The sequence below is a fragment of the Kribbella sp. NPDC104218 genome (assembly GCF_055584105.1).
The window spans coordinates 178,244-195,969 of sequence record NZ_JBVJMQ010000001.1 but is presented as its reverse complement, the minus strand read 5'-3'; the positions used below and the strand labels follow the sequence as shown (position 1 = coordinate 195,969).

The 17,726-nt window shown below is 68.8% G+C and carries 15 protein-coding genes; 6 read left to right on the top strand and 9 right to left on the bottom strand.

Annotated features, from left to right (window positions below; genetic code table 11):
• Positions 1 to 30: 30 nt before the first annotated feature.
• From ACZ6ZD_RS00800 to ACZ6ZD_RS00790, 3 genes are read right to left on the bottom strand one after another with little or no spacing between them, the layout of a single operon-like run.
• Positions 31 to 543 carry a DUF1003 domain-containing protein gene (locus ACZ6ZD_RS00800; protein ID WP_465666979.1) on the bottom strand — a complete coding sequence of 171 codons (513 nt, stop codon included), beginning with the start codon at positions 541 to 543 and terminating at the stop codon, positions 31 to 33.
• Positions 533 to 1,792: a magnesium transporter MgtE N-terminal domain-containing protein gene (locus ACZ6ZD_RS00795; RefSeq protein ID WP_465666977.1), complete on the bottom strand. Its 1,260-nt coding sequence runs from the start codon at positions 1,790 to 1,792 to the stop codon at positions 533 to 535. The genes ACZ6ZD_RS00800 and ACZ6ZD_RS00795 overlap by 11 nt, the downstream gene beginning before the upstream one ends.
• A gap of 24 nt (positions 1,793 to 1,816) precedes the next feature.
• A complete protein-coding gene (locus ACZ6ZD_RS00790) occupies positions 1,817 to 2,323 on the bottom strand; it encodes a hypothetical protein (protein WP_465666975.1) in 507 nt (168 codons plus the stop codon).
• Positions 2,324 to 2,433: 110 nt separating this feature from the next.
• Between ACZ6ZD_RS00790 and ACZ6ZD_RS00785 the strand changes: the two genes are divergently transcribed.
• Positions 2,434 to 3,396, top strand: coding sequence for an HpcH/HpaI aldolase/citrate lyase family protein (locus tag ACZ6ZD_RS00785; protein WP_465666973.1), 963 nt, complete (start codon positions 2,434 to 2,436; stop codon positions 3,394 to 3,396).
• A 27-nt stretch (positions 3,397 to 3,423) separates the two neighbouring features.
• Here the strand turns inward: ACZ6ZD_RS00785 and ACZ6ZD_RS00780 are convergent, their stop codons facing one another.
• Entirely contained in the window at positions 3,424 to 4,080 is a 657-nt protein-coding gene (locus tag ACZ6ZD_RS00780; protein WP_465666971.1) for a peptidylprolyl isomerase, read from the bottom strand.
• A gap of 120 nt (positions 4,081 to 4,200) precedes the next feature.
• Between ACZ6ZD_RS00780 and ACZ6ZD_RS00775 the strand changes: the two genes are divergently transcribed.
• Positions 4,201 to 5,697 carry a protein kinase domain-containing protein gene (locus tag ACZ6ZD_RS00775; protein ID WP_465666969.1) on the top strand — a complete coding sequence of 499 codons (1,497 nt, stop codon included), beginning with the start codon at positions 4,201 to 4,203 and terminating at the stop codon, positions 5,695 to 5,697.
• Positions 5,698 to 5,814: 117 nt separating this feature from the next.
• The gene (locus ACZ6ZD_RS00770) at positions 5,815 to 7,005 is read left to right on the top strand and encodes an acyl-CoA dehydrogenase family protein (RefSeq protein ID WP_465666967.1); all 1,191 of its coding nucleotides are present in this window, start codon (positions 5,815 to 5,817) and stop codon (positions 7,003 to 7,005) included.
• Here ACZ6ZD_RS00770 and ACZ6ZD_RS00765 read toward each other — a convergent pair.
• Positions 7,002 to 7,997: an ArsR/SmtB family transcription factor gene (locus ACZ6ZD_RS00765; RefSeq protein ID WP_465666965.1), complete on the bottom strand. Its 996-nt coding sequence runs from the start codon at positions 7,995 to 7,997 to the stop codon at positions 7,002 to 7,004. The two genes, ACZ6ZD_RS00770 and ACZ6ZD_RS00765, sit on opposite strands and share 4 nt — an antisense overlap.
• Positions 7,998 to 8,119: 122 nt before the next feature.
• On the opposite strand from ACZ6ZD_RS00765, the gene ACZ6ZD_RS00760 reads away from it, so the two are divergent.
• Positions 8,120 to 10,870, top strand: coding sequence for an AfsR/SARP family transcriptional regulator (locus ACZ6ZD_RS00760; RefSeq protein WP_465666963.1), 2,751 nt, complete (start codon positions 8,120 to 8,122; stop codon positions 10,868 to 10,870).
• Positions 10,871 to 10,888: 18 nt separating this feature from the next.
• Here the strand turns inward: ACZ6ZD_RS00760 and ACZ6ZD_RS00755 are convergent, their stop codons facing one another.
• Positions 10,889 to 11,926 (bottom strand): helix-turn-helix domain-containing protein, encoded by a 1,038-nt coding sequence (locus ACZ6ZD_RS00755; RefSeq protein ID WP_465666961.1) that lies wholly within the window; start codon positions 11,924 to 11,926, stop codon positions 10,889 to 10,891.
• 220 nt (positions 11,927 to 12,146) lie between these two features.
• A complete protein-coding gene (locus ACZ6ZD_RS00750; protein ID WP_465666959.1) occupies positions 12,147 to 13,262 on the bottom strand; it encodes a magnesium and cobalt transport protein CorA in 1,116 nt (371 codons plus the stop codon).
• A gap of 76 nt (positions 13,263 to 13,338) precedes the next feature.
• Between ACZ6ZD_RS00750 and ACZ6ZD_RS00745 the strand changes: the two genes are divergently transcribed.
• Together ACZ6ZD_RS00745 and ACZ6ZD_RS00740 are read left to right on the top strand one after the other, a co-directional pair.
• Positions 13,339 to 13,902, top strand: coding sequence for a YflT domain-containing protein (locus tag ACZ6ZD_RS00745; protein ID WP_171676143.1), 564 nt, complete (start codon positions 13,339 to 13,341; stop codon positions 13,900 to 13,902).
• A 113-nt stretch (positions 13,903 to 14,015) separates the two neighbouring features.
• The gene (locus tag ACZ6ZD_RS00740; RefSeq protein WP_465666957.1) at positions 14,016 to 14,519 is read left to right on the top strand and encodes a MaoC family dehydratase; all 504 of its coding nucleotides are present in this window, start codon (positions 14,016 to 14,018) and stop codon (positions 14,517 to 14,519) included.
• A 1-nt stretch (position 14,520) separates the two neighbouring features.
• On the opposite strand, the gene ACZ6ZD_RS00735 is transcribed toward ACZ6ZD_RS00740, so the two are convergent.
• Positions 14,521 to 15,825, bottom strand: coding sequence for an alpha-L-fucosidase (locus ACZ6ZD_RS00735; RefSeq protein WP_465666955.1), 1,305 nt, complete (start codon positions 15,823 to 15,825; stop codon positions 14,521 to 14,523).
• 97 nt (positions 15,826 to 15,922) lie between these two features.
• Positions 15,923 to 17,725 (bottom strand): GH39 family glycosyl hydrolase, encoded by a 1,803-nt coding sequence (locus tag ACZ6ZD_RS00730; protein ID WP_465666953.1) that lies wholly within the window; start codon positions 17,723 to 17,725, stop codon positions 15,923 to 15,925.
• Between the last annotated feature and the right edge of the window lies 1 nt (position 17,726).

Here is a 17,726-nt window from a genome sequence, read left to right as displayed (position 1 = left end):
GGATCGAGACTAGCGCGACGGCAAAGCCGCTCAGACGCGATCGCGGCCGTTGTCGCGGTCCAGCTCGGCCAGCAGCGACTTCAGCTCCGACCGCAGGAAGTCGCGGGTGGCGACCTCGCCGACGGCCATCCGCAGCGACGCGACCTCGCGGGCCAGGAACTCCATGTCCGCGCGGCTCCGGGCGTCGACGTCCCGGTCGCGTTCGTACTGCACGCGGTCCCGGGCCTCCTGCCGGTTCTGCGCGAGCAGGATCAGCGGAGCGGCGTACGACGCCTGCAGACTGAGCGCCAGCGTCAGGAAGATGAACGGGTACTGGTCGAAGCGCACGCTCTCCGGCGCGAAGATGTTCCAGCCGACCCAGAACAGGATCGTCGCGGTCATGTAGACCAGGAACTGGCCCGTCCCGAGGAAGCGTGCGATCCGCTCGGAGAGCCGTCCGAACGCGTCGGCGTCGTACGCCGGTCGCGCCAGGAACGTCCGTCGCCAGTCCCGCGGGACGTCGAGGCGGGCCGTGCTGCGCGTACTGCGGTCGTCACGAGGCATGGTGGTCCTCCTCGGGCTTGTCGGGCTCACGCCAGTCGTCGGGCAGCAGGTGGTCCAGTACGTCGTCGACAGTGACCGCACCGATCAGTCGGCCCTCGTCGTCGAGTACTGGGGCCGATACGAGGTTGTAGGTCGCCAGATACTTCGCGACGGCCTGCAGGCTGTCGTCCGGCCGCAGTCCGTCCAGATCGGTGTCCAGCACGGCGGACACCAGCTCGGACGGCGGTTCGCGGAGCAGCCGCTGGATGTGGCCCGCACCGATGAACCGGCCGGTCGGCGTTTCCAGCGGCGGCCGGACGACGTAGATCATCGCGGCCAGTGCCGGGCTCAGCTCAGCGTTGCGGACGTTCGCGAGCGCGTCGGCCACAGTCGCATCAGCAGGCAGGATGACCGGCTCCGACGTCATCAGACCGCCCGCGGTGCGTTCCTCATAAGTCAGCAGCCGCCGGACGTCCTCAGCCTCGTCCGGCTCCATCAGCGTCAGGAGTCGCTCAGCTGTGTCGGTCGGCAGCTCAGCGATCAGGTCGGCCGCGTCATCCGGAGACATCTCTTCCAGGACGTCGGCAGCGCGCTCGGTGTCCAGACCGGCCAGAATCTCTACCTGGTCGTCTTCAGGCAGCTCTTCGAGGACGTCGGCCAGACGTTCGTCGTTCAACGCCGCTGCGATCTCGTTACGCCGTTTGGACGACAGATCATGCAGGACGGCGGCCAGGTCGGCCGGCCGCATCGACTCGAACGCAGCCAGGATGTGCGTGGCCCCCTGGCCCTCCTCGACCTGCGCGAACCCGCTCACCTCAGCCCAATCGAGCACATGTGACTGTCCGCGCCGCCGGAACCGTTTGGCCCCTTCGCGGACGGCGACCTTCGAAAGCACCCAGTCCCGCGTCCGCCACTGCTCCATGGCCATGTCGAACACCACTGCGGTCGTTTCGGACTCCACAACGGTGACAGTGCGGTCCAGCATCTCGGCCAGGACGAGCACCTCGGTCGCCCGCTGCTCGAAACGCCGTACGTTCACCAGACCGGTCGTGATGACATGACCGATGTCCACTGAGGTCACCCGCGTCATCGGAACGAAGATGCGTCGGCGGGCGAAGGCCTCGACGACCAGACCGAGCACCCGCGGCGGCTGCGTGCCCTGCCGCAGCATCGCCACCACATCGCGCACCTTGCCGACCTGATCGCCGTTCGGCGCGAACACCGGCAGACCAGCCAGCCGCGAGACGTAGACGCGCGTAGGCGAGCTCATGTCCGAAGGCTAACCCGCAGGCCCCTAAGTCAACTTCGGACGCCGACGGACGCGCCGGTGCAGCGTGATCGGCTTCTTGCCCCGGGTGGTCGCAGGCGAGCCCACTGGGGTCTCGTACGGCGATCCGTCGTCCAAAGCGCTCGTCGTACCCGTCGGCTCCAGCACGAGGATGTCGGCCTCTGCGCGCCACCGCTCCAGCTGGGTGTCGAGCCCGGCCGCGTTCAGCCGCTCGGTCCGCAGTACGAGCGCAGCCGCCGTCCACTCCTCGCTCCCCGGCTCCAGCCGCCGGACGGACGCCGTCCACCGCGCCAGCCGGTTGTTGGCAGGCTTCGCCGGGACGACGACGTCGGCGCTTCGCGCTGCGGCCAAGCCGGGCAGCGGCTGCTCCGCGCTGTCGGCCCGGTCCGCCAGGACGACGTACTGCCCGTCCACCGTGGCGAACCAGGCCGGGACCGCACGCCGTCCGTCCCAGGACAGCCAGACCAGGCCGGCCTTCTTCATCACCGCGGCGATCTCGGTCACATCCGTCACCGCACAAGGGTGTCACAGTGAGCGATGTCACCGGGCACGCAGCGGACGTTTCGCCGTACGCTGCCGGGGTGACCGGTCAGTAACCGCGTTGGTGGTCAGGAGGCCCGCGAATGTCCGAGCAGGTGTTGCGCAGCAGGCGGTCGTGTCTGGCCACCCCGGGGTCGAACCCGCGGTTCCTGGCCAAGGCGAAGGGTCTGGACGCCGACCAGGTGTTCCTCGACCTGGAGGACTCGGTCGCGCCGATCGCCAAGGTCGACGCCCGGAAGAACATCGTCGCGGCGCTCAACGAGGGCGGCTGGGGCAGCAAGGTCCGCGTCGTCCGGGTGAACGACTGGACGACGGAGTGGACGTACGCCGATGTGATCGAGGTGGTCGGCGGCGCCGGCGCGAACCTGGACTGCATCATGCTGCCGAAGGTGCAGACCGCCGAGCAGGTGGTCGCGCTCGACCTGCTGCTCACCCAGCTGGAGAAGGTGCACGGCTACGAGCCGGGCCGGATCGGGATCGAGGCGCAGATCGAGAACGCCCTCGGCCTGACCAACGTGAACGCGATCGCCGCCGCCTCGCCGCGGGTCGAGACGATCATCTTCGGCCCGGCCGACTTCATGGCCTCGATCAACATGAAGTCGCTGGTCGTCGGCGAGCAGCCGCCCGGCTACGACGTCGGCGACGCCTACCACTACATCCTGATGCAGATCCTGATGGCGGCCCGCGCCTACGGCAAACAGGCCATCGACGGCCCGTACCTGCAGATCAAGGACGTCGACGGCTTCCGCCGCGTGGCCGGCCGCTCGGCCGCACTCGGCTTCGACGGCAAGTGGGTCCTGCACCCCGACCAGATCGCCGCCGCGAACGAGGTCTACTCGCCGCGCCAGGACGACTACGACCACTCCGAGAACATCCTCGACGCCTACGACCACTACACCTCCGCCGCCGGCGGTGCCCGCGGCGCGGTCATGCTCGGCGACGAGATGATCGACGAAGCGTCCCGCAAGATGGCCCTCGTCATCTCCGCCAAAGGCCGCGCCGCCGGCATGCAGCGCACCAACATCTGGCAACCCCCCACCGACTGAACGCGCCGGCGGGGGTCGCCGCGGGCCTCAGGGGAGGGTTAGGACTTTGAGGATGCGGATCGGGCGGACCGGGGGGCCGTCCTGGTCGGGGTCGGCGATGCCGGCTTTGACCATGCGGTCGAAGGTGGGCATACCGGCGATCACCTGGCCGAGGACGGTGTAGTTCGGGGCGATCTTGGCGAACGAGTGGACGACGAAGAACTCGCTGCCGTTGGTGCCGGGGCCTTGGTTGCCGTAGGCAACGGTTCCGCGCTTGTAGGTCTCGGCGCCGGTGACCTCGTCGGGGAACTTGTAACCCGGGCCGCCCTCCTCCTGGCGGTAGATGTCACCGCACTGGAGGACGCCGAGGCGGGCCGAGTTGGTCAGCCGGAAGCACTGGGTGAAGTCGTAGAACCGGCTGTTCACCAGGTGCACGAAGTTGTGCACGCCGCACGGGGCGTGGGCCCGGTCCGTCCGGACCACGAACGAGCCGTAGTTGGTCAGGAAGAACACGTCGGTCGTACCCTGCGCCTTGGCGGTCGCGGACGGGATCCGCACCGGCTTGGCGGCCGGGTTCTCCGGCGTCGGGGTGAACTCGCACTTGACCGTCGGCTTCGGGCGCTGGGCGGGAGCGGCGGAGGCGGTGGTCGTGAACGTCGTGGCTAACAAGGTGGCCGCGATCACAGCGGCAAACGTTCGCTTCATGGGCACACGGTAGTCCTGCCGTCGCGCAGTGCAGAGGTTTGCAAGGAATCGGCTGTGGACTCGATTCGTTCACCGTTGCCGCCTAAGGTGTTGCGGTCCGCTGCGGAAGGTGTGTTTTTTGTGAACGGCGAGGTACTGGCAGGGCGCTACCGGTTGCTGACCCTTCTGGGTCGGGGCGGCGCAGGTGAGGTCTGGAAAGCCGAGGACCTGGTACTGGACCGGCAGGTGGCGGTCAAACTGCTCCGCAGTCTCGACGGCGACCCGATGGACGCCGTCACCCGCTTCCGCGCCGAGGCCCAGGCCGCGGCGCGACTGACGCACCCGAACGTCGTAGCGACGTACGACGTCGGCGCTGCGGGCGACCATGTCTTCCTGGTGATGGAGCTGGTCTCCGGTCCCGACCTGGCGCAGCTGATGCGGACGGCGGGGCTGCCCACGGCGAAGCTGGTCGCCGAAATCGCGACCCAGGGCGCCCGGGCGCTGGACGCGGCCCACGCGGCCGGCATCGTGCACCGCGACGTCAAGCCGGCCAATCTGCTGCTCGCACCGGACGGCACGCTCAAGATGACCGACTTTGGCATCGCGAAGCGCTCCGGCAACGAAACGACCATGGGCGTCCTCCTCGGGACGGCGTCCTACATCTCGCCCGAGCAGGTCACCGGCGGTTCCGCCACGCCTGCCAGCGACTGGTACGCCCTCGGCTGCGTCCTCTACGAGCTTCTGGCCGGTACGCCGCCGTTCACCGGCGACACCGTCGAGCAGGTCATGCACCAGCACCTGAGAGCCCAGCCGGCCCCCATCCACCGCACCGACGTACCCCCGCAGCTGGCCGCCCTCGTACTGCAGCTGCTGTCCAAGAACCCAGCGGACCGCCCCGCCTCGGCGCAGGAGGTCACCGCCTTCCTCGCCTCCCCCGACCACCACCAGACGCAGGCCATCGCGCTGCCTGTCAGTAACAACACCCAGGTCCTGCACCTGCCGCCCAGAGTGGACGAAACGGACGAGCCTGACGAGCCGCGGGAGGAGCGGCGGCGGGGTTTTCCGTTTGTGAAGGTGATTGCGGCGATGGCTGCTGTGTTGGCGGCTGGGGTCGGGGTGGCGTTGCTGAAGGAGGGGGTGGCTACTGATCCGCCGGCGCAGGCTGGCGGGCCGCCCTCGGCGCCGGTGGCGAAAGTGAGCGTTCCGGCCAAGCCGAAGGCCACTCCGACGCCGACACCCACTCCGACCAAGAAGCCGACGAAGAAGCCGTCCAAGACGCCCAGCAAGACGCCGTCCAAGCCGCCGGAGAACAACAACCAGTACCCGGCAGTGGTGGCGCAGCTGCGGCAGCTGGCGGACGAGGTCCGGAAGAGCGGGAATCAGCACCAGTGGCCCGGTCAGGGCGATCAGCCGCGCAGCAACGCGCCGCGGCTCGCTGCGCGCGATCTGGACCAGGCTGCCGGTCAGCTGTCCCGCGGCGAGGTCAACGCCGCCCGGAAGAACTACAGCGAGGCCAAGCAGCGGCTGGTCGAGGCGCAGCAGGAGGGCAAGTGGCGTCCGACTGCGGAGGTCTACCTGCTGTTCGCCCAGCTCGACCGCTCGATGCCCGACGGCGATGACGAGGACGGCGACGAGTGAGCTAGGCGACGCCCGTCGGGTGGCCGGTGTCACAGCGGGTGTCGGCGCTGTCCCGGGATGCTGAAAGCCGCAATACTCACGAGTAGCGAGCGGTACGCACCCGAGGAGAGCCGGCGGATGAGCAAATTGCAGCAGACCGAGGGACTGACGGACGTTCAGGAGGAGATCCTGAAGACGGTCCGCGCGTTCGTCGAGTCGGAGATCCTGCCGGTCGCGACCGAGCTGGAGCACCGGGACGAGTACCCGACGCAGATCGTCGAGGGGCTCAAGGAGCTCGGCCTGTTCGGGCTGATGATCCCGGAGGAGTACGGCGGCCTCGGAGAGTCGCTGCTGACCTACGCGCTCTGCGTCGAGGAGATCGCCCGCGGCTGGATGAGCGTGTCCGGCATCATCAACACGCACTTCATCGTCGCCTACATGCTGCTGCAGCACGGCACCGACGAGCAGAAGCAGAAGTACCTGCCGCGGATGGCCACCGGCGACGTCCGCGGTGCGTTCTCGATGTCCGAGCCCGGCTGCGGCTCCGATGTGTCGGCGATCAAGACCAAGGCCGTCAAGGACGGCGCCGGCTACCTGATCAACGGCCAGAAGATGTGGCTGACCAACGGCGGCTCGGCCAACCTCGTCGCCGTCCTGGTGAAGACCGACGAGGGGCAGGAGTCGGTCTACAAGAACATGACCACGTTCCTGGTCGAGAAGGAGCCCGGGTTCGGCGAGGTCGCCAAGGGCCTGACCGTACCGGGCAAGATCGAGAAGATGGGCTACAAGGGCGTCGACACCACGGAGCTGATCTTCGACGGCTACCCGATCGACGCCGGCCAGATCCTCGGCGGCGTCCCGGGCAAGGGTTTCTACCAGATGATGGACGGCGTCGAGGTCGGCCGGGTGAACGTCGCGGCGCGCGGCTGCGGAGTGGCGCGGCGGGCCTTCGAGCTCGGCATCTCCTACGCGCAGCAGCGGGAGACGTTCGGCAAGAAGATCGCCGATCACCAGGCCGTGCTGTTCCGGCTGGCCGACATGGCGGTCAAGGTCGAGGCCGCTCACGAGCTGATGGTGAAAGCCGCCCGGAAGAAGGACAGCGGCTCCCGCAACGACTTCGAGGCCGGCGTCGCCAAGTACCTGGCCAGCGAGTACTGCGCCCAGGTCGTGGAGGACTCGTTCCGCATCCACGGCGGCTACGGCTTCTCCAAGGAGTACGAGATCGAGCGCCTCTACCGCGAGGCGCCGATGTTGCTGATCGGCGAAGGCACGGCCGACATCCAGCGGATGATCATCGGCCGCCGCCTTCTCGAGGACTACAAGCTCTAGTTCAAGCGTTCCGGGTCCTGGATGAAGCCGCCGGTCAGGACGGCCTTGCCGAGCAGGGTTAGGTCGTGGCGGACGGACTGGCCCGCGCGGCGGGTGGTGATCAGGCCGGCGTCGCGCAGGATGCCCGCCTGGCGGCTGGCACCGGCCAGGGAGATTCCGCAGCGCTCCGCGAGCTGTGTGGTGGTGCAGCCGCCCGCGACGGACTCCAGGGCCGCTGCGCGCGTCGTACCGAGCAGGGCAGCCAGGGGCCGCGACCGCTGCTCGGCGCTGATGCGACGCAGCAGCCCGGGGCTGTGCTGCACGGGATAGACCAGCACGGGCTGCAGCTCCGGGTCGTACAGCTTGGTCGGTGTGTTCCAGCAGAACACCGATGGCTGGAGCCGAACGCCTCTGCCGTCCAGGTGGACGTCTTTGTCGGCGAAACCGTCGATCTCCAGGACTGGCGAGTTCCAGCGGATCGACGGGTGCAGGTTGCCCAAAAGGGCATCAACTCCAGCGACTGCCAGTTTGCTGACCTGTTGCTGATGGTCGACCCGGACCAGTGAGCGGATCGAGGCCCAATAGGGCTCGATCGCATGTTGGTGGTAGGCCTGGAGTGCCTGTCCAAGGCCCTTCATGGCCACTCCGCGGCCGGAGCCCAGCTCTCGGGTCCAGGTGGTGCGCGGACGCCAGCCGGAGAGCACTTCGAGCTCGTGCCGGACGCGCGGACGCGGTGTGGACAGCACCCGGTCGAGTCCGGTGCCGAAGTCGGGCATGTGGTCGTTAGGCGTTAGGAAATCAGGGTTGTAGCCATGCGTCGGGGTCAGTTCCAGCAACCGAACAGCCGACCGCGGCAGCATCCGGCGGGCCCGTTCGCGCCAGGTGCCGTAGTGCGCCGGCCCCTCCCGTCCCTGCAGCTGGTGCAGGCTCAGCAGGAGCTCCCACATCGGGTCCGGTTCGTCGGCGAGCGTCGTTCGGGTCAGGTCCTGTCCGGTGAAGTGAATACGCAGCACGTCGGTTCCCTCCCTCTCAACTGCTCATGCTGCCGTCGACACCCTGTCAGCAACCTGTCACGGAGCGAGCCGTCCCTGCTCGGCGGTACCGTTCTTGGGCGGGGTCTGGGGAGCGGAGGCAGATGTCTGGTTCTGGGGTGGACGTCCGGCTGCTGGGCGGGGTCTCGGTGCGTGTCGGTGCGCAGGCGATCGAGCTGGGCGGCGACCGAGTTCGGGCGCTGCTTGCGGTGCTGGCGCTGGCCGAGGGGGAGGCGGTCGCCACACCTGTCCTGGCAGAGCGGGTCTGGGGGGACGAGCCGCCGGCGAATATCGGTCCCAGCCTGCACACCTTGATGACTCGGCTGCGACGGGCCATCGGTGCGGAGCTGGTAGCGACAGGCCCCGCCGGGTACAGCTTGCGGCTGTCTGCCGAGCAGGTCGACGTCCATCGGTTCGGTCGGCTCTTGCAGGCGGCGGCCACGGCGAACGATCCGGTAGCGGAGCTCGACAGCCTCGTGGCTGCGCTGGCGCTGTGGGGTGGCCGGCCATTCGACGGCGCGCGCTCCAGCTGGTTGGAGATGTCTGAGGCGCCACGGCTGACGGAACAGTACCTGGCGGCTGTTGAGCGCCGGGTCGACCTCGGAGTGGAGCAGCGGCAGCAGGGCTCGGTCCTGGCTCAGCTGCGCGAGCTCACAATCGCTTACCCGCTTCGCGAATCGCTGTGGGTCCGGCTGCTGCGCCTCCTGGCCCAAGCAGGCCGTGCCGCGGAGGCGCTTGAGCTGTATGAGGATGTGCGCGTCCAGATCGCTGACGAGCTCGGTGTAGACCCAGGTGCCGAGCTGCGCGCACTGCACGCCGACCTGCTGATCGGTACGCCGCCAGCCGCTGAGCCGGCCCGCGTCGTCGTACCGCGTCAGCTCCCGGCGGACCTGCCGGTATTCACCGGTCGACGGCGCGCACTGACCTTTCTGGACGACGTACTCGTGGCTGGCGGGTCTGAACAGGCAGCAGTCATTGTGGCGATCGACGGCACAGGCGGCGCAGGCAAGTCTGCGCTGGCAGTGCACTGGGCGCATCATGCTCGTGCCTACTTCCCGGATGGCCAGCTGTATCTGAACCTGCGCGGCTACAGCGCCGGCGGTCTGGTCGAGCCGGTGGACGCGTTGCAGTCGCTGCTGCTGGGGCTCGGCGTACCGAACGACGAGATGCCGGGCGAGATCGAGGCCAGGTCGGCCCTGCTGCGTACGTTGCTGGCGGACAAGCAACTGCTACTAGTGCTCGACAATGCGCGTAATGCGGCGCAGGTGCGGCCGCTGCTGCCAGGCGCGGGCGGCTTCGTCATCGTGACCAGCCGGAACCAGCTCCGCGGCCTGGTCGCCCGGGAGGGCGCACGCCGACTCAGCCTCGGGCAGATGACCCCGGAGGAGTCGACTGAGCTGTTGGGCCGCGTAGTGATCGGGCGTCCGTACGACGTCGTCCAGCTGGCCGCATTCGCGGAGCTGTGTGGCCGGCTGCCCCTGGCGCTGGTGGTTGGAGCCGAGCGGGCGAGCCGTAGCCGTGGTGCGGACATCACCCAACAGCTGTCGGACGCGAGCGACCGGCTGGCTGCGCTGGAGATCGGTGACGACGAGCTGACCAGCGTGCGCGCCGTACTGTCCTGGTCGTACCAGGCTTTACCCGCGGACGCGGCCCGCTTGTTCCGGATCCTCGGCTCGTACCCGGGCGCGGTCTTCGAACCGCCTGCGGTGGCGGCGCTGGCTGGTCTGGACGAGGTGGAGGTCGACCACCTGCTCGACGTCCTGGTCGAGGCGAACCTGTTGGAGTCGGCGGTGGCCGGGTCGTACCAGCTACACGACCTGATCCGGCTGTACGCCGCCGGGCTGGACGAGCCGTGGGAGAGCCGAGAGGCAGTGACCCGCCTGTTGGACTGGCTGGGACAGACCGCGCAGGCGGCCAAGCTGGCGCGGGGTGGGCGGCTGCGGTTCAACCTGTTGCAGAAGCCGTTGGACGGCGTCCGGCCGTTGACGTTCGGGTCGGACGCCGAGGCGCTGGCGTGGTTCCGGAAGGAGTGGCCGACGCTGCTCGCGGCTGTGGTCCAAGGCGCCAAGCGCGGGCACCACCGGCTCGCTGCGGCGCTGGCCAGCGGCCTGTGGGACTACCTGGAGCAGGAGCGCTCGCCGTCCCCAGCGGCGCTGAAGGCGCACGAGGCGGCGGTGCGGTCGGCGCGAGCGATCGACGAGCCGCTGCTGGAGGCAGTCGTCGGCAATCAGCTCGCAGTGAGCTACGGGCTGCTGGGCCGGATCGAGGAGTCGCTGGAGGTCTTCCGGCATTCGCTGGAGCTGATGGACGCCGTCGGGCATCGCTCCGGTCAGAGCATGGTGCACAGCAATCTCGGGATGACGTACCGACGGCTGGGCGAGCTGGACACCGCCGTCCGGCATCTTGAGCAGGCGATGGCCTGTAGCGACGAGGACCGGGCGTACGGCGCCGCGCAGAACAACCTGGCCCACACGTTGAGCGATCTGGGCCGGCATCAGGAGGCGATCGAGAACGCGCTCCAGGCGATCGAACGGCATCGGCGGGACGAGTACCACCGCGGCGTCGCCTATGCGCTCGACACCGCCGGGCTGGCCTACCAGCGGGCCGGCGACTACGACCGGGCGATCGACTTCCTGACCGAGTCGGCCCGGCTCTGTCGAGAGCTGGAGCTGGGCGCCGCGGAGGTCCCGACCCTGATCAGCCTCGGTGAGGTCCTCGAAGCCGCTGGTCGGCGTCAGGAAGCGCACTACGTCTGGCAGCAGGCCCTGATCGTCGCCGACCGGCAAGGTCCCTCGCAGCACGACTACCGCGAGCAGGTCCTCCGGCACCTGGACGCGCCCGGCAAGCTGGTCTGAGCGCGGCGCAGGCGTCGGTCAGGCGGTGAGGCGGGGCTGTGGGTGAGGTTGCGGATGCGGCTGCCGGGTGTTGCCGGAGCCGTAGCCGGAGAGCAGCCAGATACCCAGCTGGGTGATCTCGTGCCGGACGGAGGCGCCCGCGCGTCGCGTGGTGATCAGACCGGCTTCGCGCAGGACCGTCGCCTGGTGGCTGGCCGCAGCGGGGGAGATCTTGCAGCGCTTGGCCAGCTCGGTGGTGGTGCAGCCGGCGACGGCGGCTTCGAGGGCGGCGGCGCGGGTGGAGCCGAGCAGGGAGCCGAGCGGGTCGCCGGCGGTGACCTGGTCGCTGGACGTCTGCCGCAGGATGCCCGGCGCGTGCTGGATCGGGTAGACCAGGATCGGCTTCAGCTCCGGGTCGCGCAGTTTGGTCGGCACCTGCCAGCAGAACGCCGACGGCTGCAGCTCGATGCCGCGCCCGTCCAGGTAGAGGTCGCGGTCGTTCATGTCCAGCACCTGCAGGACGGGCGCCACCCAGCGCACCCGCGGGTGCAGCGACGAGAGCAGCCGGTCCACGCCGTGCCGGGCGAGGGCCTCGCCGCGGTGCGCGTGGTCGGCCGAGATGTGCGTCCCGATCGACTTCCAGTACGGCGCGATCGCGGCCTGGTGGTACGTCCGCATCGCGCGGCCGAGTTTGTGCATGGCGGTGCGCTCACCCTGCGCGAGCTCCCGCGTCCACGGCGAGGCCGGCCGGTACTTCGCGAGCAGGTCGAGCTGGCTGCGGATCTGCTGGCGCGGCGTGGCCAGCGCGATCTCGAGCGCGGTGTCGAAGTCCGGCGCGGACTCCGCGGGCGTGAGGAAGTCGGGGGAGTACCCCTTCGGCGGGGTCAGCTCGAGCAGCAGCCGCATCTGGTCCGGCGCGACCGACGTCCGGACGTGGCGGCGCCAGTCCTCGAAGATGAGCCGGCCGTCCGAGTGCTGCAGCATGTGCAGACTGAGCAACATCTCCCACAGCGGCGCCGGTTTGGTCGCGACCGTGACGCGCGTCAGGTCGCGCGGCGTGAAGTGGATTCTGAGCACGGCAACGCCCTCCCAGCGGCATGACCATCACGACATCCCCCGATGCCGTCGGTCGCAGATTGTGGCGACCTGCTGACCGAACGCGATACGCGCAGTAAATCAAGTGCGGGTTTCACCGACAACAGTTTGATACGCCCAAGACGTTGCCAGTCCCGGCCATGGCAGAAGCCTGCCAACCCCCTGCCCCGCGGGTGCCGAACGTGGTATTGGAGAAATCTGATCAAAGCCAATGGTTCCGCTTGAACAGCCGGTGCAGCCCGACGCAGGCGGTGAGCATCACGGCGAGCACCACGAAATAACCATAGCGGAGCCGCAGCTCCGGCATGTTGTCGAAATTCATCCCGTAGATTCCCGCGATCATCGTCGGGACGGCGAGGATCGCGACCCAGGCCGAGATCCGCCGCATGTCCTCGTTCTCCGCGACCTGCACCTGGGCCAGCCCGGCCTGCAGGATCGAGCTGAGCAGCTCGTCGAACGAGATCACCTGCTCCTTGACCCGCAGCAGGTGGTCGTCGACGTCGCGGAAGTAGTTCCGCGTCTCGTCGGCGATCAGCGGATGCCGCAGCGTCGACAGCGACCGCATCGGGCCGGTCAGCGGCGCCACTGCGCGCTTCAGCTCGAGCACCTCACGCTTGAGCTGGTAGACGCGGTCGATGTTCCGCCAGCCGCGCGGCGTGAACATCTCGGTCTCGATCAGGTCGATGTCGGCCTGTACGGCGTCCGCGACCTCCAGGTACCGGTCGACGACATGGTCGGCGATGGCGTGCAGTACTACTCCCGGGCCGACGGCCAGCCGCTCCGGCTGGGTCTCCAGCTCCTGCCGGAGGCCGGTCAGCTCGCTGTGCTCCCCATGCCGGACGGTGACCACGAAGCCCGGCCCGCAGAACACCATCACCTCACCGGTCGCTACGACCTCGCTGGTCGCGGTCAGGTCCTGGTGTGGGACGTAGCTGACTGTTTTCAGCACTGCGAACAGGGTGTCGGCGTACCGCTCGAGCTTGGGCCGCTGGTGCGCCTCGGAGGCATCCTCCAGCGCCAGCGCGTGCAGGCCGAACTCGCTACCGATGATGGCCAGCTGGTGGTCGGTCGGCTGGAACAACCCGATCCAGACGAACCCCTGGCCGCGGCGGGCCCGGCCCAGCGCTTCGGTATAGGAGTTGACCCGCTGGTCGCGGCGTCCGTCGCGGTAGAAGGCCCAGTCGACCAGGGCGCCGTCCAGCTTGCCGCTGGCCACCGGATCGTGGTGCTGCGGCCCCTGGCCGTCGCCCAGCGCCCGGCGGGCGAACATCTGTCCCATCCGGCGTGTCGCGCCCAGGTCCCACCGTCGTCCGCCCATCACCGGCGAGGCTATCAAGGCGCGGTAACCACTCGTCGGCAATGATGGGGGTGGAAGCACGTGGAGAGGAACGACGATGAGCACGCCAGGCATGCCCTTGATCGACCCGAGGCCGAGTGGTCTGACGATCGGGACGTACGACACGTACCGGGAGGCGCAGCGCGCTGTCGACTACCTGTCGGACGAGAAGTTCCCGGTCGAGCACACGACCATCGTCGGCAACAACCTGCGGCAGGTGGAGAAGATCACCGGCCGGCTGACCTGGGCGCGCGCGCTGACCGCGGGTCTGGCCAGCGGCGCCTGGTTCGGGCTGTTCGTCGGTCTGCTGCTGGGGCTGTTCACCAACGGCAACTTCCTGGCCGCGCTGCTGACCGGTGTGGTGCTCGGCGCCTTCTTCGGTGTGGTGTTCGGCGGTCTGGGCTACGCGCAGTCGGCCGGCCGCCGCGACTTCACCTCCCGTACCGCGGTGGTGGCGACGACGTACGACGTCCTGTGCGACTTCAAGTTCGCTGAAGAGGCCCGTAACCACCTCGCCAAGCTGGCGCTCAAGGGTGAGGTGACGCCCCGCCTGCCGGACTACCAGGCCCAGCCGCCGGTGCAGCAGCCGGTCCAGCAGCAGGCGCAGCCGCCGCAGGACTAGTCAGCTCGTCGCGGCGGGGTGACGTAGGTCTCCCCGCCCGATGAGAGCCAGACCACGGCCGCCGGTGGTCCGGTTGGGCAGCATGGGGTGTCCCAGACCGAAGAGGAGCCGGCATGCAGTTCGGGCGCAGTTACGAGGAGTTCGAGGTCGGCGCGGTCTACAAGCACTGGCCGGGTAAGACCGTCACCGAGTACGACGACCACCTGTTCTGCCTGCTGACGATGAACCACCATCCGCTGCACCTGGACGCCAACTACGCCGGCGAGACCACCCAGTTCGGCAAGAACGTTGTCGTCGGCAACTACATCTACTCGATCCTGCTCGGGATGTCCGTCCCGGACGTCAGCGGCAAGGCGATCGCCAACCTCGAGATCGAGTCCCTGCGACATGTCGCGCCGACGTTCCACGGCGACACGATCTACGGCGAGACCGTCGTCCTGGACAAGTGGGAGTCCACCTCCAAGGACGACCGCGGCATCGTGCACGTCGAGACCAAGGGCTACAAACAGGACGGCACGGTCGTCTGCATCTTCCGCCGCAAGGTGATGGTCCCCAAGGACTCGTACCTGGCGGCCAGGGGTGGGGAGCAGCCCGGCCGCCCCACCCCGGCGTCCTAACTCACTGCAGGAACAGCTCGATCACCGGAACCAGCACATCGGGTTTCTGGATCGGCAGCTTGAGCGTGAGGACGCCGTCGCCCGCTGCGCCCATGCTGGTGTTGTGATGCTCGGTCGCGGCGTCGGGGATGATGCGGTGGATCTCCGACGCGTCGTTCAGGAGCTGGGCGTACTTGACCTTGCCGGCCAGCCCGGGGAGGTGGACGTGGCCCATCGGCCAGGAGAACAGGTGCAGGTAGAGGCGGTCGCCGCGCTGCGTGTAGCGGGTGTCGGTGGGCGCGGTGAAGCCGGTCGCCGGGCGGGCGCCGCGGAACGCGCGCTCGTGCACCCGGGTCCATTCGCCGATCGACGCCAGTGTCGCCAGGGCGCGGGGGTCGAACTCGCCGCGGGCGGTCGGGCCGACGTTCAGCAGCAGGTTGCCGTCCTTGGAGACGGAGTCGACCAGCATCTTGACCAGTAGCTCGGGCGACTTCCAGTCCAGGTTGTCGCGGTCGTAGCCCCAGCTGCCGTTGAGTGTCTGACAGGCCTCCCACAGCACCGGCTTGCCGTCGCGCTCCATCGGGCCGTCCGGCTGGTACTGCTCGGGTGTCACGAAGTCGCCGGGGATGTCGAGCCGGTCGTTGATCAGGATGCCGGGCTGCAGCTCCCGGACCAGCGCCATCAGCTCCTCCGAGCGCCAGTCGTCCCGGCCCTTGCCGTGGCCGTCGCGGCCGTCTGGGTGGTTCCGGCCCGGGTAGGAGAAGTCGAACCACATCAGGTCGATCTGCCCGTAGTTGGTGAGCAGCTCCCGCGTCTGGGCGTGCAGGTAGTCGGCGTACACCTGGACGTCGCGCCCGGCCGCCTTCGCGATCGCCTCTTCGTCGTCGCGCTGCGGGTGGTAGATGTCGATCGGGAACTCAGGGTGATGCCAGTCGATCAGCGAGTGGTAGAACCCGATACCGAGCCCCTCCTCCCGGCAGGCCTCGACGAACTGCCGCACGAGGTCCTTTCCGGCGCCCCAGGCGGTGTGCGCGACCGTGTAGTCCGAGACCGCGGAGTCCCACAGGCAGAAACCCTCGTGGTGCTTGGTGGTCAGGACGGCGTACCGCATCCCGGCCGCGCGGGCGGCGCGGGCCCACGCGCGCGGGTCGTAGAGGTCGGGCTCGAAGTGGTCGAAGTAGGGCTGGTAGTCCTCGTCGGTCAGCTTCTCGCGGTTCTTCACCCACTCGTGCCGGGCCGGCAGGGCGTACAGGCCCCAGTGGACGAACAGGCCGAACCGCCAGTCGCGGAACCTCTCGATCGAGGCTGCGGGTGGGCCATCGGTCATGTCTCTACTCCTCAGGACTCGTGGTCATCCTATCTATCCTCGGTCATTTGACCGTTTCTGACCAGCCCAAGGACTAGAGTTCAAAGAGACATCCGATCTATTTGGGCGGGGTCAGCTCCAGGAGGACGGCGTACGGCATCGGCAGCGTGACCTCGACGGCGCCGCCCGCGAACTCCAGCGGCGTGCTGATCATCCGGCTCCGCTCGGCGAGGTCGGTCAGCTGGGCGTCGGTCGGCCAGTCGGTGACCCCGAGCTCGGCCGTCGCGGCGACCAGATCGCCCGCGCCGATCCCCAGCGTGGTCGCGGTGACCTGCCAGGACGAGTCGAGCCCGGGCAGCTCGACGTGGACCTGCCTGGTCAGCTCCTCGGCACCGTCCGCCTTGGTCTGGTCCAGAGTGAGGTTCCAGAGCAGGACGGCGATCCGGTCGCGGTCACGTGACGCCCAAGCCTCGACCAGACTGCCGCCGCCGTCCCCGCTGACCGCTACCGGCAGCTCAACTGGCCCGAGCCGGCTCAGCAGGCTCAGCGCGTGGTAGCGCGGCTTCGCGATCCCGCCGACCGTCTGTAGCCCGAATCCGCCGTGCAGGAACCGCGGTGGCCGGCCCAGCTCCTCGAAATGGTCAGACGCGACCCAGTAGGCCAGCGCGTCCACCCGGCCCGCAGCCGACCGCATGCCGCGCAGTAGGAAGACACCGGCGAACACCGAGTCGTTGATCGGGTAGAAGTGCCGCGGCGTCACTCCCCACTCGGTCCAGAGCACCCGCGCGTTCTCGAACCCATGGCGAGCCAGGGACGCCCGGACGTCGAGCGGCGGCGAGCCGTAGGTGTGTGTCGACACGAAATCGACCGGCGTCCCGTGGGCGGCCGCATGGGCCAGCAGGTCGTCCACCCAGCCGGCTGCGGCCGACGACGGCCCGCCGACCGCCAGCCGCGCGTCCACCGACTTCACAGCCGCGGCGGTGACGTCGTACAGATGCAGCCACTCGGCCTTGGTGCCGGACCAGAAGACCTCGAGGTTGGCCTCGTTCCAGACCTCGAAGTCCCAGGTGCGGACTTCATCCAGGCCGTATCGGTCGACCAGGTGCTCGACCAGCGCGCGGATCAGGTCGTGCCAGCGCTCGTACGACGCGGGCGGCGAGATGATCGCGCCGTACGCGAAGACGGTCTTCGACGGATCGCTCGCCAGCTCGCGCGGCATGAAACCCAGCTCGACCACCGGCCGCAGCCCGATCCCGAGCAGTTTGTCGTAGATCGCGTCCACCACGGAGAAGTCGTACGCCGAACCGTCGATGACATGAGTGTCGTCGTGGAAGATCGCGTGCGCCCGGACCGTGCGGACGCCGAGCTCGTCGTGCATCCGGCGTAACGCGTCCTCGAGGCCGGCGCCGATCTCGTGACCGCCGCTGGTGTCGGTGCAGAGCAGCTGACTCAACCGCTCGCTACCGACCATCGGCACCCACGGCCGCTCCAGCTCGATGCCTTCAGCAACGGTATCGACGACGACGTCGACGCGGGGAACGGTGTCACCGGCAACCAACGGAACCGCGCCGACGGTGTGACTCGGCAGGCCGCTGCGAGTCACCTCCGGCACGCTCGCGATCGCGTAGTGGTACGGCGTACCGGGCGTGCAGGTGGTGTCGACGTACGGGGGGCCGGGCACCGAGAGGATGTCGCCGCTGTGGTGGTCGACCGGTTCGAGCGGGCCGTGGTCGCCGGTCGAGCGCAGGATCAGGTACCCGACCGCGCCCTCGACCGGCGACCAGTCCAGCGTCACCTGCCCGACGCCGCCGACCGCGGTCACCTCCTTCGGCGGCTCGAGCTCCGGGAACGCGAACTCGCGCTGCTCGTCGCTGCGGCGGGCGATCCGCTCGTCCCAGTCGGTCTTCGCGTCGTTCTGCATA

Coding starts and splice junctions, on each gene's coding strand:
- ACZ6ZD_RS00780 (WP_465666971.1), bottom strand. CDS start 4,080: ATGAAGCGAACGTTTGCCGCTGTGATCGCGGCCACCTTGTTAGCCACG.
- ACZ6ZD_RS00740 (WP_465666957.1), top strand. CDS start 14,016: ATGCAGTTCGGGCGCAGTTACGAGGAGTTCGAGGTCGGCGCGGTCTAC.
- ACZ6ZD_RS00770 (WP_465666967.1), top strand. CDS start 5,815: ATGAGCAAATTGCAGCAGACCGAGGGACTGACGGACGTTCAGGAGGAG.
- ACZ6ZD_RS00745 (WP_171676143.1), top strand. CDS start 13,339: ATGAGCACGCCAGGCATGCCCTTGATCGACCCGAGGCCGAGTGGTCTG.
- ACZ6ZD_RS00760 (WP_465666963.1), top strand. CDS start 8,120: ATGTCTGGTTCTGGGGTGGACGTCCGGCTGCTGGGCGGGGTCTCGGTG.
- ACZ6ZD_RS00800 (WP_465666979.1), bottom strand. CDS start 543: ATGCCTCGTGACGACCGCAGTACGCGCAGCACGGCCCGCCTCGACGTC.
- ACZ6ZD_RS00730 (WP_465666953.1), bottom strand. CDS start 17,725: ATGCAGAACGACGCGAAGACCGACTGGGACGAGCGGATCGCCCGCCGC.
- ACZ6ZD_RS00735 (WP_465666955.1), bottom strand. CDS start 15,825: ATGACCGATGGCCCACCCGCAGCCTCGATCGAGAGGTTCCGCGACTGG.
- ACZ6ZD_RS00795 (WP_465666977.1), bottom strand. CDS start 1,792: ATGAGCTCGCCTACGCGCGTCTACGTCTCGCGGCTGGCTGGTCTGCCG.
- ACZ6ZD_RS00750 (WP_465666959.1), bottom strand. CDS start 13,262: ATGGGCGGACGACGGTGGGACCTGGGCGCGACACGCCGGATGGGACAG.
- ACZ6ZD_RS00785 (WP_465666973.1), top strand. CDS start 2,434: ATGTCCGAGCAGGTGTTGCGCAGCAGGCGGTCGTGTCTGGCCACCCCG.